The 18,174-nt window shown below is 69.7% G+C and carries 21 protein-coding genes; 1 reads left to right on the forward strand and 20 read right to left on the reverse strand.

Annotated elements, in window-relative coordinates; all coding sequences use genetic code 11:
* Positions 1-23: 23 nt before the first annotated feature.
* Entirely contained in the window at positions 24-704 is a 681-nt protein-coding gene (locus DQ392_RS08475) for an HNH endonuclease family protein (protein WP_114014901.1), read from the forward strand.
* Between the two features lie 62 nt (positions 705-766).
* Here DQ392_RS08475 and DQ392_RS08480 read toward each other — a convergent pair whose 3' ends face one another.
* The 20 genes from DQ392_RS08480 to DQ392_RS08575 form a co-directional block, all read right to left on the reverse strand.
* Positions 767-958, reverse strand: coding sequence for a hypothetical protein (locus DQ392_RS08480; RefSeq protein ID WP_114014902.1), 192 nt, complete (start codon positions 956-958; stop codon positions 767-769).
* An 8-nt stretch (positions 959-966) separates the two neighbouring features.
* The gene (locus DQ392_RS34785) at positions 967-1,653 is read right to left on the reverse strand and encodes a collagen-like domain-containing protein (protein ID WP_114014903.1); all 687 of its coding nucleotides are present in this window, start codon (positions 1,651-1,653) and stop codon (positions 967-969) included.
* Positions 1,650-1,997 carry a hypothetical protein gene (locus tag DQ392_RS08490; protein WP_114014904.1) on the reverse strand — a complete coding sequence of 116 codons (348 nt, stop codon included), beginning with the start codon at positions 1,995-1,997 and terminating at the stop codon, positions 1,650-1,652. Before DQ392_RS08490 ends, DQ392_RS34785 begins: the two co-directional genes overlap by 4 nt.
* A 13-nt stretch (positions 1,998-2,010) precedes the next feature.
* Positions 2,011-2,358 carry a hypothetical protein gene (locus DQ392_RS08495; protein ID WP_114014905.1) on the reverse strand — a complete coding sequence of 116 codons (348 nt, stop codon included), beginning with the start codon at positions 2,356-2,358 and terminating at the stop codon, positions 2,011-2,013.
* A 51-nt stretch (positions 2,359-2,409) separates the two neighbouring features.
* Positions 2,410-3,273 carry an N-acetylmuramoyl-L-alanine amidase gene (locus DQ392_RS08500; protein ID WP_114014906.1) on the reverse strand — a complete coding sequence of 288 codons (864 nt, stop codon included), beginning with the start codon at positions 3,271-3,273 and terminating at the stop codon, positions 2,410-2,412.
* A gap of 59 nt (positions 3,274-3,332) precedes the next feature.
* Positions 3,333-3,953 carry a hypothetical protein gene (locus tag DQ392_RS08505; RefSeq protein ID WP_114014907.1) on the reverse strand — a complete coding sequence of 207 codons (621 nt, stop codon included), beginning with the start codon at positions 3,951-3,953 and terminating at the stop codon, positions 3,333-3,335.
* A gap of 8 nt (positions 3,954-3,961) precedes the next feature.
* Positions 3,962-4,564, reverse strand: a complete 603-nt coding sequence (locus tag DQ392_RS34360) for a hypothetical protein (RefSeq protein WP_181856331.1) — start codon at positions 4,562-4,564, stop codon at positions 3,962-3,964.
* A complete protein-coding gene (locus tag DQ392_RS08515; RefSeq protein ID WP_114014908.1) occupies positions 4,561-5,658 on the reverse strand; it encodes a DUF5047 domain-containing protein in 1,098 nt (365 codons plus the stop codon). The genes DQ392_RS34360 and DQ392_RS08515 overlap by 4 nt, the downstream gene beginning before the upstream one ends.
* Position 5,659: 1 nt before the next feature.
* The gene (locus tag DQ392_RS08520; RefSeq protein ID WP_114014909.1) at positions 5,660-7,909 is read right to left on the reverse strand and encodes a hypothetical protein; all 2,250 of its coding nucleotides are present in this window, start codon (positions 7,907-7,909) and stop codon (positions 5,660-5,662) included.
* 3 nt (positions 7,910-7,912) lie between these two features.
* Positions 7,913-12,475, reverse strand: a complete 4,563-nt coding sequence (locus DQ392_RS35790) for an aggregation-promoting factor C-terminal-like domain-containing protein (protein WP_114014910.1) — start codon at positions 12,473-12,475, stop codon at positions 7,913-7,915.
* A gap of 19 nt (positions 12,476-12,494) precedes the next feature.
* Complete coding sequence (locus tag DQ392_RS08530) at positions 12,495-12,848, reverse strand: hypothetical protein (protein ID WP_245981267.1); 354 nt, start codon at positions 12,846-12,848, stop codon at positions 12,495-12,497.
* A gap of 65 nt (positions 12,849-12,913) precedes the next feature.
* A complete protein-coding gene (locus DQ392_RS08535; protein ID WP_114014911.1) occupies positions 12,914-13,255 on the reverse strand; it encodes a hypothetical protein in 342 nt (113 codons plus the stop codon).
* 93 nt (positions 13,256-13,348) lie between these two features.
* Positions 13,349-13,936, reverse strand: coding sequence for a phage tail tube protein (locus tag DQ392_RS08540; protein WP_114014912.1), 588 nt, complete (start codon positions 13,934-13,936; stop codon positions 13,349-13,351).
* A 73-nt stretch (positions 13,937-14,009) separates the two neighbouring features.
* Positions 14,010-14,411: a phage tail termination protein gene (locus tag DQ392_RS08545; RefSeq protein ID WP_114014913.1), complete on the reverse strand. Its 402-nt coding sequence runs from the start codon at positions 14,409-14,411 to the stop codon at positions 14,010-14,012.
* Entirely contained in the window at positions 14,411-14,743 is a 333-nt protein-coding gene (locus DQ392_RS08550; RefSeq protein ID WP_114014914.1) for an HK97 gp10 family phage protein, read from the reverse strand. The genes DQ392_RS08545 and DQ392_RS08550 overlap by 1 nt, the downstream gene beginning before the upstream one ends.
* 9 nt (positions 14,744-14,752) lie before the next feature.
* Entirely contained in the window at positions 14,753-15,091 is a 339-nt protein-coding gene (locus tag DQ392_RS08555; RefSeq protein ID WP_245981268.1) for a hypothetical protein, read from the reverse strand.
* Between the two features lie 38 nt (positions 15,092-15,129).
* On the reverse strand, positions 15,130-15,543 hold the full coding sequence (locus DQ392_RS08560) for a hypothetical protein (RefSeq protein WP_114014916.1): 414 nt from the start codon (positions 15,541-15,543) through the stop codon (positions 15,130-15,132).
* Positions 15,518-16,513 carry a glycosyltransferase family 4 protein gene (locus DQ392_RS08565; protein WP_114015015.1) on the reverse strand — a complete coding sequence of 332 codons (996 nt, stop codon included), beginning with the start codon at positions 16,511-16,513 and terminating at the stop codon, positions 15,518-15,520. Before DQ392_RS08565 ends, DQ392_RS08560 begins: the two co-directional genes overlap by 26 nt.
* Before the next feature lie 70 nt (positions 16,514-16,583).
* Positions 16,584-17,537 (reverse strand): phage major capsid protein, encoded by a 954-nt coding sequence (locus DQ392_RS08570; RefSeq protein WP_114014917.1) that lies wholly within the window; start codon positions 17,535-17,537, stop codon positions 16,584-16,586.
* A gap of 15 nt (positions 17,538-17,552) precedes the next feature.
* A complete protein-coding gene (locus tag DQ392_RS08575) occupies positions 17,553-18,155 on the reverse strand; it encodes a hypothetical protein (RefSeq protein WP_114014918.1) in 603 nt (200 codons plus the stop codon).
* Positions 18,156-18,174: the final 19 nt, after the last annotated feature.

Below are 18,174 nucleotides of genomic sequence, written 5' to 3' on the forward strand. Positions count from 1 at the left end.
GCCTCGCGTGGGATGCTGCTGGCATGTTGAAGACGCGCCTCCCTGTCGCCGTGGCGGTCGCGGCAGTACTCCTGTCGGGTTGTCAGCAGATGGCCGACGATCCAAAGCCCGCGGACTCCAAGCCGGCCGCCGCCGGTGACGCCTTGACCGTCAGCGACGCGGTGGACGAGCTGCCGGTGAAGCCGGAGCACACCCGCGGCTACGACCGCGAAAAGTTCAAGCTGTGGGTGGACGCCGACCACGACGGCTGCGACACCCGCAAGGAAGTCCTCATCCAGGAAGCGATCGAGAAGCCTAAGCAGGGCGAGGACTGCAAGCTGTCGGGCGGGAAGTGGGAGTCGTACTACGACGGCAAGACCACCACGAACGACCGCTCCTTGGATATCGATCACGTGGTGCCGCTGGCGGAGGCGTGGGCGTCGGGCGCGCACGGCTGGGATACAGAGAAGCGGGAGCGGTACGCCAACGATCTCAAGGCGAAGCGCTCCCTGGTGGCCGTGAGCCTGGGGCCGAACCGGTCGAAGGGCGACAGGGATCCGGCCGAGTGGATGCCGCCGGCCAAGGGTGCCTACTGCCAGTACGTGAACGACTGGGTGGCGACCAAGCTGCGGTGGGGCCTGTCAGCGGACAAGGCGGAGCGGAAAGCGCTGCGCAAGTACGGGAAGCCGTGCGACCAGACCGTCGAGTACGAGAAGGCGAAGTAGCGCACACGACGATGCGCCCCGCTCCCCTGCCATGGCAGGAGGGCGGGGCGTTGTCATGCCGCCTAGTCGGCCAGCGGTTCGGCCGGGGGTGCGATGGCGGGTTCGAGGAACGGGTTGTTGGACGGCGGGGGCGGCGGCTCCGGCGACGGTTCGGGCGGCGGGTCCACCCAGCCCATGTCGACTTGGGAGCCGAGGTCGGCGCCGCCGGGGGTGGGGCGTGGGGTGACGGGTCGGGGCTGCGACGGGTCGGGCACGGGGCTCCTTACGGGTAGGTGCGTCGGCTGGGGTCGAGTGCGGCGGTCTCTGGTGTGGGCCCGTCCTGGCCGCTGCCGCTCCCGGTGGGGGCGCAGCTGTAGGAGGTGGCCCCGTCGGTGGTGGGCGTGCACTGGTAGGTGACGCCGTTGTACGTCCAGGTCCATGACGAGGGTGCTGGGCCGGCGGGTCCGCGTTCGCCTTGCGGGCCTTGTTCGCCGCGGGGCCCGGAAGCGCCGGGCTCGCCCTTGGGTCCTTGGGGCCCGGGTTCGCCGGGGGCGCCGTCCTTGCCGGTCTCCCCTTGCTCACCCTTCGGCCCCTCGTCCCCGGCCTTCCCGGCTTCTCCGGTCTTGCCGTCGGGGCCGCTGTCTCCGTCCTTTCCGCTGGCCCCGGGCTTGCCGGTGGGTCCTCGGTTGCCCTGGTCGCCTTCGGGTCCGCGGGGTCCCCGAGGGCCGACTTGCCCAGCGTCGCCGGAGTCGCCGCGGGATCCAGGTGGGCCGGCGACGGGTTTCTCGCCGAGCTGCTGTACCTGCTCGGCGAGGGCATCGCGGGCGTCGTTGGCTTCACGGAGGTCCCCGGCGAGGCGCTGCATAGTGAGCACCACCCACGCGAACGCGGCCAGGGCCACCACGACCGCAGCGGCGTACAGGAGGTCGTTGCGGCGCCGCCGCTTGCTGGGGTGGTGGTGCGTGCTCACGAGCCCGCCCCCCTCGCCGCCAGGTACGTCTGGAGTAGCAGCAGCAGGATCGGCGCCACCAGCGCAGTGAAGACGAGCCGGCGGTCGCTGCGGCGCCGGTCTTCGGCGGCGCGCCGGTCCTGGTCTGCTTGTCGTGCGTCGGCGTCTCGGGCTTCTTCGATGGCGCGGACTCGTTCGCTCATTCGGCGGGAGTCGTCATCGCGGGCACGGTGTTCGTAGTCGTAGCGCTCGATTGAGACTTTGCTGTCGAGGCGGGAGCCGAGCTCGCGGACGTCTTCCTTGAGGTCTTGGTGGACGGCTTCGAGGCGTCGCACCACCTCCCCGAGTGTCGGCTCGTCCGACATGTGGGCCCCCTGGTCAGGCTCCGGCGGCAGGGGCGTCCGGCTTGGACGGGCTCACCTGCCCGCGGGTGAGGAGTGCGAGTCCGGCGAGGATGAGGCCGGTGATGGCGCCGACGGTTTCGGGGGCGACTTCGAAGCCGAATGCGGCGGTGAGTGCGGCGACGGCGGCGACGAGGCCCGTGAACGCGTTTGGGGCGATGGGCCGAGTGACGACGGCTGCTGCTGCTGCGAAAACCGCGCTGATGACGGCGACGATGGCGCCTGCTTGCGCGGTGGTCATCCCGAAGTTGAGGGTGACGAGCACGGACAGGGCGGCGGAGACGGTGTTGAGGACGAGCGCGGGCTCGCGGCCGAGGACTCTCACGGCAGGATCCTTCTGAGAGAAGAAATGGACTGATCGTGTTCCGGTTAGGGGCTACTTGACCTTCTTGGAGAGCTCGGAGACCTGCTTGGTGAGCTCGGAGACCTGCTTGGCCAGCTCGGCGATGTCGTCCCGGGCCCGGGAGGTCTGCTCGTAGTTGCCGACCAGAACCGAGATGGGCATCCAGGTCGGGTTCTCCTTGACGGTGGAGGCGGTCTTCGGCGCGGGGGCGTAGTCGCCGGTCCAGAACGTCGTGTAGGCGGTCTTCTTGTCCATGTTTTCGATCTCCTTCTCGGTGCCGGTGACGGATCCGCTGCCGGCCGAGCCCTTCAACCGGGCGGCGACGTCGCGGCGGAACTTGGTCATGTCGAACGAGGGATCGGGCTTGCCCTCGATGCTGGTTTCCTTGTGGCCGACGACGCTGTCGGCTGACCAGCCGTAGTGGCGGCAGATCGCGGCGGCCCAGCGGACGGCGGCGTCGTACTGGGCCGCGGGGTAGGGGTCTTTGCTGGTGCCGAGGTTTTCGATCTCGATGCCGTAGAAGTGGGCGTTTCCGTCGACCGTCCCGCTGGACGCGGACGGGTGGGGGTGGGTGGATGACTCGTTGACGACGGCGTTGAACGCGTTGCGGGCGGCGGTCCCGGCGTGGTTCGCACGCCCGGAAGAGATCATGGTGGCTGTGCCGTCCTTCGCGAGGTGCGTGTGGCATAGGGGTCCGGGCAGGTCGGAGCGCCCGTTGTAGCAGAGGGCGCGGCTGTCGCGGCCGGCGGTGTGGTGGATGAGGACGCCGTTGATGCCGCCCCAGGCGCCGACGTGGTTGCGGTTGTGGGTGCGCCAGCCGCTGTACTTCTCGGAGACCTTGACGCCCTCCTTCTTGAGGGCGGCGACGAACGTGGATGCGGACATGGGTGTGGCCATGGGGCCTCCTCACAGAAAAGGCCCCGGCCGAATCGGCGGGGCTGCTGGGTTGGCGCAGGTCAGAGGGAGCAGAACGTGCCGTTGAGGCTGACCCAGGGCGGGTTCTCGTCCGTGGCGCCGATGCCGATCAGGACGAGCGTGCCCTCGGGGTTGATGTCGAGCTTCACGCTGGAGAGGGTGGTGCGCTGCACGGAGCAGGCGCAGGTGATGGTCCGCTTGGTCGACGGCCGCGCGTTCGTTGGCAGCGGGCTGCTGTTGATCTGGCTGTTGTTGAAGGGGGTGCCGGTTTCGCCGCCGCTGTAGGTGATGCCGACCCCGCCCCGGAACATCAGGGAGATCTCCCCGAAGAAGTTGACCAGCCGGTACTGCACGTTGCCGTTCGCGTTGCCGTCGTGGGTGTAGCCGGACGCGAGGCTGATCGTCGTCCACTGGGAGGAGCCCGCGGCGAGGACCACCCAGGCGGTGCCGTCGTAGCCGGTGAAAAGTTTCTCAGCCGCGAGGTGGGCGACCATCCCGGCAACCGGAGAGGTGACGGTGGCGTTGCGCTCGGCGGCGGTCGCGAACCGCATCACGGACCGCGGGGTGAGGGCGTCAGCGAGCCCCTTCGTGCCGGCCCGCACGTCGGGCTTGTCGCCGTTGTCGAGCCAGGGCACGCCCTGGCCGTAGTCGTCGGTGGGCACAGGGCCTCCTAGATGGTCCAGTAGCTGATGCCGTCGAGCGCGATCCAGGAGGGTTGACTCGCGGTTTCGTAGATACGCAAGGTGCCCGTGTCCGTGATCTCGGCTCGGATCACGGCTGGGTTGACGCCGGAATCCCGGGCGACCGCGAACCCTGCCTCGACACCTGCCGGCGGGCGGATAGCGGCAGGGATGGTGGCGATCGTGGCGCCGTTGGCGATGGTGCCGGACGACGGCCCGACCCGGCCGCGGAATGTCACCTGGCGGCCCTGCACCAGGTAGGCCGGGCTGTATCCGTGCCCCGGCCACACGTAGCCGGATGCGAGCGTGAGGCTGGTCCAGCCTGCGCCGCTGCTCTCCAGGCGCCCGGCTGCGGCCCAGTTTCCGGAGCTGGAGCGGGTGACGACGATGACGTCGCCGGTCGCCGGGGCCGGGTAGCTGGGCAGGCGGCGGGCGCGGATCTCGCCGCAGTCGACGGTGCCGTTGCTGTTGACGGCGGTGACGGTGGCGAGGCGCCAGTCTGCGCCCCGGACGACGGGGGCGGTTTCACCTGCGGTGACGGCGGCTCCGCGGATGGCTGCGGCGAGTTGCTGGGGGCTGGCAGGGGTGCTCATGCGTCCTCCCGTCCGCCGATGCATTGCACGGTGAAGTCGCCGCCGACCAGGTCGAGGGAGAAGCTCTCGACTTGGAGGAGGTCGCGGTCTCCGGAGCCGTAGGTGACGCGGAGGATGTCGCCCGGCTCCAGGCACGGGTTGGGGACGCTGGACAGGTCCGCGGTGGCGTTGGGCTTGAGGCTGTCGCGGAGGAGCTTGTTGGCGGCGGCCTGCGCCAGGGTCGTCGTGGTGAGCGTCGCCGAGCTGTAGAACGTCGGGACGCGGCCGAACGCCCCGTACACGTAGGTCGGGCTGGTCGGGTCCTCGTCAGCGGCGTAGGCAGAGACGGGAGGCGTGTCCTCTTCGGTGTTCTCCCCGCGGGCGGTCACCCAGTTGTAGATCCCGTCGCGGCTGTAGCCGCGGGTGGCGGAGACGAGGGCGCCACGGTCGCCGGCGTCGACCTGCCACGAGATGGGCGCGGTCAGCATGTCGGGGAGCTCGGCGATGACGAACACGCCGTCGGCGTCGGCGTAGCATTCGGCGCCGATCGCGGTCGCGCACTCCTGCACCGCCGCCCACCGGTCGCCCTCGGCGTCCCAGGTGCGCACACCGATGACCTGGTCCGTCGCGAAGGCGACGATGACGGCGCCGGGGATGGCGGCCTGGATGAGCCCGGTGATTGCGGTGACGGCGGTGACGCCGCCGCGGGTGGAGTACGCCTCGACGAACTTGTCGTCGGCCACGACTGCCTCGAGGCCCGATGCTTTGATGTCGACGGGGCCGATGTCGGGGTCACCTTCGACGGCGTCGACCCTCCCCCAGAAGACGGGCACCAGCTCGACGTGCCCGTCTCCGTACCGGATGCCCCGCTGGATGCGGAGTCGGGAGCCGTAGATGGCGAGCTGAGCGGTGGGTGTGCGGGGGATGAAGCTGGTGTCGAGGATGGTGACGTTGGCGGTGCGCCGCACGGCCTGCGACCTGTCGACCGTCACCGACCCCGCGGTGTGCTCCAGTGGGCCGACGGTGCCGTCCGTCTTGTGGAGTTGGACGACGGTGACTGGGGTGTGTGACTCGACGAGGGTCGGCAGGAACAGGCGGGACGGGGGCGGGTACACGTCACGTCCTCCTGTCGATGGCCAGGTCGAACACGGTCTCGTACCGGTCGAGGACGTCGTATCCGGTGGCGTATTCGAGGCGGACGTCGTACACGGTCCAGCCGGCGGTGCCGACCTGCCCGCCTGTGGGCATGTCCACCTCGGTGAACGGCAGTGTCCATTCGCGCCACTGCTCGCGGGCGTAGGTGACGATCCGCGGGTACTGGATCTCGCCGACGCTGACGTACACGTCGGGTTCGCCCATGCCCGGGGCGCACCGCCACAGGAGCACGTTCCCGGTGGCCAGGAGGAACCGGAGCGCCTCCCGCTGCTCGTCGCTGGTGGTCCAGCACACGAGGTCACCCTCGCGGCTCCCGCGGACGTCGCCGATGACGACGGGTGTGGCCCTGCCGCGAATCCGGTAGGCGGTCTGTTCGATGGCTTGCTGCCACTCGGGCGCCTGCTTAACCAGGACCCGGAGGCCGATACCGGGCCGGGCCGGGTCTGTGAGCCACGCGAGATTCGGATCGCCTGGGTCGAGGGTGATCGGCGGGTCAGTGATGCGGGTGCTCTTCTCGCTGCTGCCCGGCCATACCCTCTCGATGCGGTAGTAGACCGGCACGCCGAGCGGAGCCTCGTAGTCCTCGATGATGAGGCTGTCCGAAGGGATCACGTAGGTGCCGTCGTAGAGCTGGTCGGGGCCGCGCACGAGGGTGCGGCCCCCGTCGGGGGTGATCCGCCACACGGTGAGCAGCTGTCCGACTTCGAGCTCGCGCAGGATGAGCTGCACCGAGGCGGACTTGCTGTCGGCGCTGGTCGCCGTGAGTGGGAGTGTCTGCCACAGGGCGGGCCGGTCGATCTGAAGAACGGCGCCCGCTGCTGTTGCGGTCAGCTCCACTTCGATCTGCGCCTGGGTGGCGCCTGCCGGAGCCGGGTCGTCGGCACTGCGCCACCACCATCCGGGCGTGCCAGCAGGAAGCGACGGCACTGTGGAGGTGAAGACCAGGTTCCCCTCAGCGTCGAACCACCTCATGTACACGGACATGTCCCAGCCGCCGGAGACGACCTTCGTGTAGACCTCGGCCCGCCAGTTTTCGCCCGTTGTGTCGCCGATGGGGTAGATGCCGGAGCGGAGCACGCTGGTCGTGGCCGTGCTGCTGGTGACGGTGAGGCTGTAGAAGTCGAACGCCGCCTGCGCGCCCCACGGGCTGCTACGGGCGATCGTGGCCGCCCCCGAGGCGACCGTCCACGCGCCGACGCTCTCCTCGAAGTCCCAGTCGGCCATCGGCAGCACGCTGCCGGTGCGCAGCGACGGGTTCGGCGTGCTGTACAGGGGCGCGATCGACGAGCCCTCCGTGCGCAGTACCTGCCCCGCCGACGCCCCCGTGATCCCCACAGCCAGAGCCGCCGACACGGCGCCTGCCGGGGCGATCCCGGAGGTGATCTGCCGGTACACGCCCGTCCCAGGGGCCGCGAGCGGCGCCCGGTGCGCCTCCAACTGGGCGTCCGCCTCGTCGTAGAACCGCAGCTCAACCCACGTCACCGACCCGGTGGTGGGCGGGCCCAGGTAGGTAAACGCCAGGTATTCGACGCCCGGCACCACTGGCGGGCGCTCTACCGTGACCGCGCTCGCGTCCCCGGCTGCTGTGGCGGTGACCGTGATTTGGTGGCCTCCCGCGTAGTAGAAGTCGGCGGCCCAGGCGGCGACCGGCGCCATCCGGCCTACGCTCGTGTTGGCCTCCGCCTCCCACGCGGTGCTGTCGATCTCCCCGCCCGACTCGGCGTTGAAGCTGAGCACGTTGCCCGGGTAGCGGAGCGGCGGCCCCAGGTAGATGTTCTCCCAGTAGTGGAGCACCCCCGCCCCGGCGACCGTGGACGACAGCAGCACCTGCGCGTGCACCGCACCCACCGGGGCGTATCCCGCCACCGACACGCGATGCCACGACGACGACGCGGCCGCCGTCGTCAGCGACCACGTCACGCTGATCTCGGCGCCGGTCGAGTCCATCCAGCGGATACCGATCCGCTCCGGCTGGGCGCTGGCAGACGCGTCGGCGAACGTGAAATACAGATCCCCACTCGACACGGGCAGCCACGAGAACGTTCTCGCCTGCATCTCCCCCGCCGCCACGGAGGTCAACTTCAGGCAGCCGTCACCCACCCGGCCGCCCGACGCCCGCGCGAGCGTGCAGTTCATTCGCGACGTCCAGCCGCTGATGTTCGGCTCGATCGACGACGTCGTCACCGACAGCAGATTCCCAGGAATCGCCACAGGTCACCTCCCCGGCCGCGCGTTCAGCGACGTCACCAGACGCCCGTTCTCAGCCCGCACTTCAGCCCGAGCAATATCCGTGATCTCCCGATCGCCGACAAACACGGCCACCGACAGGTCTCCCAGCCCGGACTGATCCCGGCCCCGTACAGCAGCCCCCGTCAATGCGTTGATCTGCTGCGTTGTCATGACCGGCTCCGGTGCCCCGGTGCCGTTGTAGACCATCGACAGGCCCTCCGGCAGGTAGCCGCCGTTGTCGTACCAGTGCGGGTTACGGGCCTGCCAGCGGCCCCACGCCCGAGACGGCGACCCGTATCGGCTGCGGATGTAGCCGAGCCCCCATTTGATCTGGGTGGCCGGGTTCGTCCGCCAGTCCGCGCCCGCCGAGCGCATCTTCCGGCCGGGGAGGGCCTGGGGGATTCCGTAGGCGTCCGAGGTGGGGTTGTCGGCGTTCCAGCGCCAGCCGGACTCGCGCTGCCACAGCTTCTCCAGCGCCGGGAACTGCTTCTGGCTGAAGTGGAACTCGCCCATCATCTGCCGGGCGGTGGCCTTCGCCGCGGCGACGGACTTGCCGCCGCCCCCGCCGATGGCGGGTTTGAAGCCGTACCAGTTGTTGCCGAACAGAGACGACTTGTAGCCGCGGGCGCGGGACCCGACGACGACACCGTCACCGCCCCGCGACTCCACGTTCGTGCCTGCCAGGGTGCCCGCGGTGTGGCCCTTGCCGTTGTTCGTGATGCCGATCTGGAACGGGCTCTTCTTGTGATACTCCCAGCCGGACGGGGCCCGCTTCCCGGAGAACGAGAACGTCGACCACAGGCGGCCCTTGGGGTTCTTGCCTTGGATGACCTTCTGAATGCCGCTCATGAACCCCGAGCAGTCCCACGACGGATTACCCGCGCCGCCCCACTGGTAGGGCTTCCCCGCCTGGCTCTTCGCCCACTTCAGAGCCCGTGCGACGCCCTGCCCGCCCAGCTCGGAGGTCTCCGAGCCCTTGATGGAGGACAGCACCTCGTCGAGGATCCCCGTCGGCACGGCCTTCGCCAGAGATCCCCAGCCCTTGGTGCCGCCCGGAATCGTGTTGATCAGCGAGCGGATCGGCTTCGATGCGGCGCTCGCGGCCTTGTACACGCCGCCGAGGGCCGCGTCTTTGACCTTCGACAGGCCCTTGGACACCGAGCCGGCAACGGCCTTGGCCCCGCCGACGAGCTTGTCGCCCGCCCCCTTGAACCAATCGACCGCGCCACCCAGCGCGTACCCGGGCACGCCACCAGCCGCCGGGGCCGGGCCACCCTGACCCGCTCCCCCACGCGCTGCGGCCCGCAGCCCCTCGACGGCGCGATGCCCGCCAGCGCCCTGCACCTCACGCGCGGTCCACACGTGCTCACCACGGGACAGCCGCGCCGGGATGGAGTCCGATGTGGCCGTGCCGGGCCCGTGCACGGCGCCACCGGTGGCGAACTTGAACACCGGCAGCTTCTTGATCGGCAACACCTTGGCGGCTGTGTTCCACAGGCCGCGGACGCCCTTGTTGTAGACGATGTCGATGACCCACTGGATCGGCTTCCGCGTCAGGCTCTTGATCTTCGCCCACGCCTTGCCGATGCCGTCCTTCGCCTTACTGAAGGCGTCCGCCACCTTGTGCACTGCGGTCTTCAGCGCGTTGAACGCAGGCTTGATGCCCTTGTTCCACACCGTAGAGATCACGGACTTGATGCCGTTCCAAACGGGCTTGATGATGTTGTTGTACAGCCAGCGGAAAACGGACCCAAGCGTGCGGATCGCCGCCTTGACCAGGTTGAAGTACCTGACGACGACGTTCCGCCACCACCACAGGATGACACTCTTGATGCCGTTGAAGACGGGCCGGACGATGCTGCGGTACAGCCAGGTGAAGACGCTGCCGAGGAGGCGAATCGCGCCCCTCACCAGTGCGAAGTACCGCTTCACGATGTTGTTCCACCACCACGTGACGACGGTGGCGGCCCCGCGTAGGGCGGGTCCGATCGCATTGGTCCACAGCCAGGTGAAGAAGCTGCCCACGGCGCGAACCCCGACCATGATCGCGTCGAAAGTGGGCTTCAGCACGACGTTCCACGCCCACAGGGCGGCGGCCTGGATGCCGCGCCAGGCGGCCTGAACGGCGGTCCGGAACCAGCCCCATCGCTTGTACGCGTAGATCACGGCGGCGACGAGCGCGATGATCCCGATGACGATCAGCGTGATCGGGTTCGCGTTCATGACCGCGTTGAAGATCGCCAGGCCGATGGTCCACAGGCGTGTGACGATCAACGCCCCGTACATGAGCTGGATCAGCCACGGCAGCGTGCTCGCGATCGACGCGATCCCGCGCGCCAGGACACTGAGCACGTCAAGTACAGGCCCCGACAAGGGCGACAGGGCACGTGCGACCTCGAAGAATGCGCTGGCGATGTCCCCGATGGTGGATGCCAGCTTCGGCCCCATCCGCGCCGCGTAGTCCAAGAACCGCTCGAACTCGGGGCTGCCCTTCAGTCCGGTGCCCCAGTTGGCGAACCGGCCGGTGATCGCCTGCATCCTCGCCGAGATCGAATCCATGTGCGGCAGGAAGGCCTGGATCACACCCGCCATGCCCTTGAAGACCCGGCCGAACGACACGCCCAAGCCGACGATCGCAGGCTCGACCGACCCGGACAAGTCCTTCTTGAACGTCTTCCACCACGGCGACTTGAAGCCAGCCGAGACTCGGTCCTGCAGCGTCGTGATGCCGCGGGCCGCCGCCAGGACCAGCGGTGTCAGCCCAGGTAGGGCGGTCTTCATGCCGTTCAGCGCCCGCGTGAAGATGGGCATCACCGCGGGCTGCAAGCTGCGCGACCAGCCGGTGAACGCCTTCCGCAGCGACAGAAACGCGTTGAACGTGCCGCGCGCGGCCGGGGTCATGTCGGCCAGGGCCTGCCGGTACTTGGCCTGCGCGGTCGCCGCCTGGTTCGCCCCGCCGGCTGCGCTCAGCTCGGCCGACTGGATCTGCCTCTGCGCCGAGGCGACCGCGTCCGCCGCGGACTGCTGGGCAGTCGCGACGTTCCGGGTGGCCTCCCCGACCCGCTGCTGGGCGGCGGCGATCTCGCGGGCCGTCTGCGTCTGTACTCGGGCGGCCTCGGCCTGCGCGTCCCGCACCCCGCGGGCACGGTCCGCGACTTGCTGCTGCGCCTGCGCGAGCCGCTGCTGCGCCGAGCGCACCGTGTCCGAGCCGGACACCCCGGCCTTGTTCGCCGCGGCGGTCTCCGTCTTGAGCCGCTTCGTCTCCGTAGTCTGGTCTTTGAGGCGCTGCACCGCCTGGTCGTAGGCCAGTTGCGCCCGCGCCCGGTCGATTTCGCTGGAACCCGCGTCCTTCATGGTGCGGGTCAGCTCGGCCTGAGCCTCCCGCACCGACAGGGCGGCGTCCCGCTGCGACAGCTGTGCCCCAGCCAGCCGGGCGTTCAAATCCTCCAGCTCGCGGGCCGCCTCGCGGCGCGCTTCGGTCAGATCCTGCTGGGCCTGCCGGGCATCCCGCTGAGCGCTGGCCAGCCCCCGCTCGGCGTCCTGCACCGCACGGGTGGCGGCCTGCTGCCGCTGCGCCGCCTGCGCAGCCACATCCGCGGCGGCCTGCTTCGCCTGCCGAACCTGCTGCTGGGCCTGCGCAATCTGACGGGCACCGTTCCGCTCCGCCGCCACGAGGGCCTGCTGCGCGTTGGCCTGAGTGAGGGCCTGCCTGGCGGCCTGCGCCGCCACCTGACCACCGCGAGCCGTGGACGTCGTCGCGGCGTCCTGGGCGGCCTTCTGCGCCTGTAGCGCCTCCCCGATGCCCTTGATAGCCGGCGCGGCAACGAGGGCGAGAGCGCCCACACCAGCCCCGGCAGCAGTAGCCGCGGCGGCGAGCGAGCCGAGACCCGCAGCGGCCACCGGCACGACCGGGATAGCGGCGACACCGGCGATGGCCACGCCGAGCTGAAGCAGCGCCGCAGTGGCCTGGCCCGTCTCGACACGCGTGTCGATGTGGATGCGGCGCCGGTCCGTGGCGTCGATCTGCTGCCGCAGCGCAGCCAGCTCCGCCCTGGCCGTCCCCGTGTCGACGCGGACCTGCGGGTTGGGATGCCGGGCCCCCAGCTCCCGCAGCTGCCGCTCGATGTTTTCGATCTCGGCGCGGGCGGTGGCCACGTCGACATCGATGCCGATGCGCTGCCGTGACAGGGTCTCCAGGCGCACCCGCAGTGCCTGAATGTCGGAGTCCGCCTCCGACGTGTCCGCCCCGATCCGCACCTCCGGAATAGCCCGAAACGCTGCCTCGATGCGGGCCCGTGCTGCCCGGCCGAACGCCCCGCCCGCGCTTGATCCCTGTCGGGTCGCAGCAGGTGTGGCGGTGCGTCCGCCCTGGGTGACGCCGTCCCGCACCGCGTCCCGAATGCCAGCAGCGATCTGCCGGCCGAGGATCGCGCCGATGTCCCGCCCGGCTCGGTCCGCCGACGGCCCCAGGCCCTGCTGGAGCTGCCGGTAGATGCCGCGCGTGTTGGGTACGACATCGACCTCGACGGAGCCGACACTGATCGCCACAGGAGGTCTCCCTCCTGCGCTATACGGCGCCTCCGTTGATGAGCTGGAACAGCCGCTCGGCGGCGGCGTCCGACATGGGCGCCGTCTTTTTCTTGCGGGGCTGAGAGCCAGGCCGACGGATAGGTTCCGGCACGTCCGGCCGCTGGGACTTCTTCTCGGTGTTGACGCAGATCAGCGTGTACTGGAGCTGCGCCACGCGGTCTGCCAGGAGTGCCAGGAGCTGCTCGGTCTGCGACCAGCGGCCCTTCTCCGGCTCCCCGCGGTCCGCCTGCGCGTCCAGCTCAGCGTCGGACATGTTGTTGCGGATCGCGGTCATCGTGTGCGACTCGGGCGGCAGGTGATGGAGCAGCACGCCCAGGCGGCGGGGGGTCATCTCGTCACGCCAGTAGGCGCCGATCTGGTCGGCGTCCCGCGGATAGTAGTGCGCGAGGTCGGCTTCTATCGCCTCCGCGTGTTCCGCGACGACGGACGCCGCCCACTGGACTTTCCCAGGGTCTCCCCTGACCGGTCGCCGATCATCTCCATGAAGTCGTTGATCTCGTCGTTGGTCGGGTCGAGATCCAGGTACAGCTCGTAGGAGTCGGGGCTCATCACGGCCCCGAAGAAGGCGTCGAAGTCGCCCTCGCGGAGCATGCGCATGGCGGACTGGCGCCATGCGCCCGCAGGCACCACCTCGACCTCCTTGCCGCAGAGCTCGGCGGTGACGTAGTGCCCAGTGGCTTCGGCTTCCTGCGCCTCGGCGTTAGCGGAGGCGTCGAGTTCCTTCTTGGTGGTGGGCATGCGCGGGCCTTTCCGTTCGGGGCGCGGGCGGGTGGGTAGGTGGTGGGCCGGGCCCGCGCCAGAGATCGGCCCACCACCAGCTCAGGGGCTCCCTCAGGAGCCGGGGGTCGCAGGCGTCGCCGGGACCGAGTCGAGGTGGTAGACGGTGTTGCCGGCGTCGTCCGGGTAGGCGGTCACCGTGATCTCGTAGCCGCTCATTTCGTCCTGCTTGAACGTCACGTCGCTGCGGTCGCTGACCTCGCCCTGGGGGACGTAGAAGCCCTTCGCGGTGCTGCCGTCCATGACGAGGAACCACCAGGCGCGGCGGTCCGGGGCCGGGGACGCGGTCTCCGCGTAGCTGGTGATGCCCTCCCCGTCCGGCTCCAACTCGGACGGGTCCAGCCGGAACATCACCGACTGCACCGCGATCCTGCTCGTCTCCCACAGCGTCACGCCGAACGTGCGGACCGACGAGGTGACGACAGTGCGCCACGGCGACGTCTGCCCCCACGGGGTGAACGCCTCGTTGTCCTCGTCGAACCCGTAGACGAGGCCGTCGTCGCTGATTCCGCCCAGCGCCTCCCACGGGGAGGCGGGCTGCTCCAGCGGCGACGTGGGCGCGGCAGTGCCGGTCGGCGCGACCCAGCCGCCACCGTTTGCGCCGACGACCGCAAGGTCCGCGGCACGCTCGATCTGAACCATCAGGGGTCTCCCAACATGCGAAAACCCCAGCTCGGGCTGGGGTTAGTGACAGGTCCGGCGCGGGCCTGGCCGGTCAGGAGACCGGGTGAACGAACATCTGGTAGGTGGCCCCGCAACGACGCAGAGCCGTGTTTTCGTAGGGGCGGATCGCGGGCGGCGGATTCGAGGAAATCCGGCCCCACACGGCGCCCGCGGTGCGGCTGCCGCGAAGCTCGGCGAGCAGCAGCCCGCGGATCGCAGCAGCCAGGGCGATGGCGTCCCCGCGGGTGGCGGCGTATACGTCGACGTCGACCAGGGCGCGGTCGAGGCGTAGCCCGTCATCGGAGCCGGCGGGCACACGCTGCACCTGCACTGTGGGTAGTTGCTTGGCCAGCTCGTTGTCGAGTTCGTCGCGCACCACGACCTGGTCTCCGAGGCGCTGCTGGAGCCAGCCGATCAGCTCCAGCTCCACGTCGACGCTGCCGACGGCGGCCATCAGCCGCCCCCGGCCTGCGCTGCACGGAGCAGCACGTGGTGGGCATGGACGCGTTCGGTGCCGTACTCGACGAACCGGGCGTGCGGGGCCGTGTTGTAGACCGTGGCCGTGGCACGGTCCCGTCGGCGCCCACCGCGGCGGGTGCTGCTGGTGTGCCACGACGCCTTGTACTGGCCCGGGTGCGGGTCCCGTGCCGCCTCCCCCACCGGCGACATACCGACCGCGGTCGCCTTGATGGCGTTGGCGCGGCGCAGCATGTCCGCCTCCACCTGCGGAGACCGCAGCAGCTCACCCACGCCACGACGGTTCAACCTGACGCGTGCACGTGCCATAGCCGCCTCCTATCCGGTGACCCTGTCCGCGGCGAACTGCACCGGGCCGCGGGTGCCGGTGAACGGGCTGTGTCCCCAGTCGCCGGGCTCGCCCGTCACCTCGAACAGCACGTCCTCGTAGCGCTCGCCGTCGACCTGGATGCGGTCGGTGGTACGGACGTCGGTGCCCGGCGGGGCGTACACGGTGATCCCCACGATGACCGTGTCCCGCCCCGTCTGCTCCGGCCCGCCCACCGGGGGCGTCTCCGCCCGCGGCGCCACCACACAGCCCGGCACGTCGAACGACTCGTCCGGCCCCGGGAGCGGCTGGCCACGCGGGTCCCTGCCCGGCGACTCCCCGGTGCGCACAACCCGTACCGTCACACCGAACGGATACGGCGCTGGCATCAGATCCAGCCCCAACCGGGCTCGTACTCCAGCCCTGGCCCCACGTCGGAGTCGATCGGCCATGTCGGCGACGGGTCCGCCGTCTCCGGGGTCGGGTCCACGGTGAACGCGCCACCCCGGCCCGACAGGCTCTTGAGCGCGGCCTTGTCGGCCTTCGTCAGATACAGGCCGCCGCTACCGGTCGGACGCTGCACCGACATCGGGCCGATCGTCTCGTAAGAGACCTGCGTGGGGTTGATGTACGCCCTGCCCGCCACCGACAGCACCACAGCCGTGGCCTGCTCGGGCAGCGGACGCACCACCGTCTCGCAGAGAGCGACCGCCTGCCGGATCAGCAGCTCGACCCGCGCCTCCTCGATCTCACCCAGCCCCAGGTAGAGAGCCAGCTCAGTGGCGTCGGGAGCTTCGAACATTTCGTCGCCTCCCCAGGGTCTCGACCGTTTCGCACCAGGCGGCCAGGTCGGCAGTCGGGTCCAACGCCCGGGACCGAGCGGTGGCCCGCGTGCTGGCCCGCCGCCATTCCGACGGGCGGAGCAGTCGCTCCAGGGTGAGCAGCCATGCATCCAGGTCATCCCGATCCGCGAAGATCCCGGCCTCGCCCAAGCTTTCGCACAGGCCCGGCGTCGGATGCGCCACGACGGGGATACCGGACGCCATCGCCTCCACCGCGGTGCGGCCCCACGACTCGTAGCGGGACGGCATCAGCAGCACCCGCGTCCGCGAGTACACCCGCTCGGCCATCTCATCGCCCGGAACGTGGTCGATGATCTCAAGGTTCGGGACCGGTTCGGGTGGCCCCACCTGCACCCCGTAGGCGCCCTTCACCAGCAAAAACTTGGCGTGCGGCATCCGCTGGGCGATCCGCCAGAACAGGTCGCCACCCTTGTCGCTGTTGCCGTTGATCAGGGTGATGCAGTCGCCGGGCGTCGTCCGGTAGTCCGCGGCGAACACCGGCGGGCGGACGACGAGCGCCTGCTCCGGCCGCACCGCCTCGGGGTAGTCCGCGAAGTACAGATCCGCTTCCGCCCGCATCCACAGCGAGTTGTACACGGCGAGCGCCGTCTGCCCGGCCGCCATATGCCGGAAGCTGGGCCGGTGCGTGTTGTGCACGACCGACACGAACGGCCTGCCGAACCCTCTGGCCAACGCACTCGTTGCTGGCACGTTCTCCAGGTGACTCACCAACACATGCGCGCGGCGGGCGACTTCACCGAAGTCCAGGCGGGCAGCGAGCGGCACCACGCGCACGCCCTCGTAGTCGTACACCTGCCGGTCGGCCGTGTACCGGCTGAGCCACACCTGCACGTCATGCCCGCGCTCCACCAGCGGACGCAGCATGCTCACCAGCATGTGCTCAGCACCAGCGTTGTGCCGCGGCGGCATCGCATGCACGCGAGCCACGATACGCAGAGGCGCGGCCCCGCCCGGCGCGGAAGCCGGGACCGCCCCCACGTCAGGACCCTGCGCTCTCGGCCACGTACTTCACGAACGCTTCACTGTCGCCCAGCACGAAGCCGTAGTAGGCCTCGGCGAGGAGCAAGACGAGGTTGTTCTGGAACGCCGAAATGGCGTTGCCCTCATCGTCGATGTACGTCGCCTCACGGGAGATCCGCACAGAGATGTCCATGCCGACGCCATAAGCAGTCTGTGACCAATCCCCGCCAACAGCCCGAAGGCCGGTATCGACGCTAGTCGACTGACGGCGGAGCTTGCCGGAGACCGACTTGGAGTAGGCCAGCGGGTGGCCTACCAGGGACCCCGCCATCGCCATGTCCATACCCTGGTCCCGGGTCTCAATGAAGATGGCCCGCCCGGTGGTGTCGACTGCCCCCATCAGCTTCGGCTGCAGGCGGTAATCGGCGACCGTGCCGGTGTAGTCCCAGTCGTCGTCGATGATCTCCTCCATGCCATCGACGAAGTCCTTCCAGATACCGCCCGCAGCCTGGGCTGTCGATCCCAGCGTCACGGACTTACCGGTCGCTGCAAGGTAGTCAGGGAAGGGGCCAGTGGCGCCCTTCATGGTCTTGCCGTGGACCGCTGCCATGTCGAAAGCACGAGCGAACGCAGTCGGCAGGTCCCGCTGCAACTGGTTCCACAGCCCGGCAGCGTTGGAATCGACGACCTCCATCGCAACAGGGATGAGCACAGCGATCTTCTTGCCGGACATCGTCTTGACGCCGATGTTCCCGGAGCTCAGCGGCTTACGCCCTGCCTGCTCGACCCAGTCGGCCGTCGGCACGTCCAGGGGGATCGGAACGGCGGTCTGCGCGGACATGCTCAGCGGCACGCGTTTGGCCAGGGACATGACCGCAGAGGCCTCGACGGACTTCTCGAAGACAGGCCCGGTGAGGGTGGGAGGGAGGAACGTCGAGTTGATGTCACTCAGCTTGATCGGTTCGACAGCCATCGGAGGCTACCTTTCTCAGCGCCCCTTCAGGGCGGCAGACATGATTGCGGCGAACTCGCTCGCCGGATCGGATGGGGTTCTGTTGCCGTTGCCCGACGAGCCCTGGGAACGGTCCGGGGCAGGACGCCGCGGACCGGAATCGGTTGGCTTGGCGAGATGCGGCTTGCGCTTCAGCAGGTCCCTCAGGTCCTTGCTGATCGCCGCCGTATCCACGTCGCCGTCCTCATCGACGTAGCCACCGAGGTCGAGGAACGCGTGCGCGTCCTCCGGGTCCGCGAACTCGACCGCCGCGAGAGCCTTCACCTCGCTGCGCACCGCCCGCTGCTGGATCGCCGCGATGCGTTCCTGCGCGGCCGTGAGCTGGCCCGTGAGGCGCTCCGCCTCCGACTTCTGGGCCTCCTCCGCCTCCCGCGCCTTCTGCGCGAGCGGCTCCAACTCCTTCGCCTTCGTGCGGTGCTTCGCAGCCTCGCGGCGGAGCTTCTCGATCTCCTTGCGAGCTGTCTCCGGATCCCACTCCGTCGCGCCGCCCTCCGGGGGCTGCTGCTCGGCGGTCTCCTGCGGCTCCCGCTCGCCCTCCGGCTGCTGCTCCGGGGCAGGGGTCTCTTCGGTTTCGGGCATGGCTCGGTCGCCCTCCTGG

This window comes from Streptomyces reniochalinae (assembly GCF_003323735.1).
GTDB classification, from domain to species: Bacteria; Actinomycetota; Actinomycetes; order Streptomycetales; family Streptomycetaceae; genus Streptomyces; species Streptomyces reniochalinae.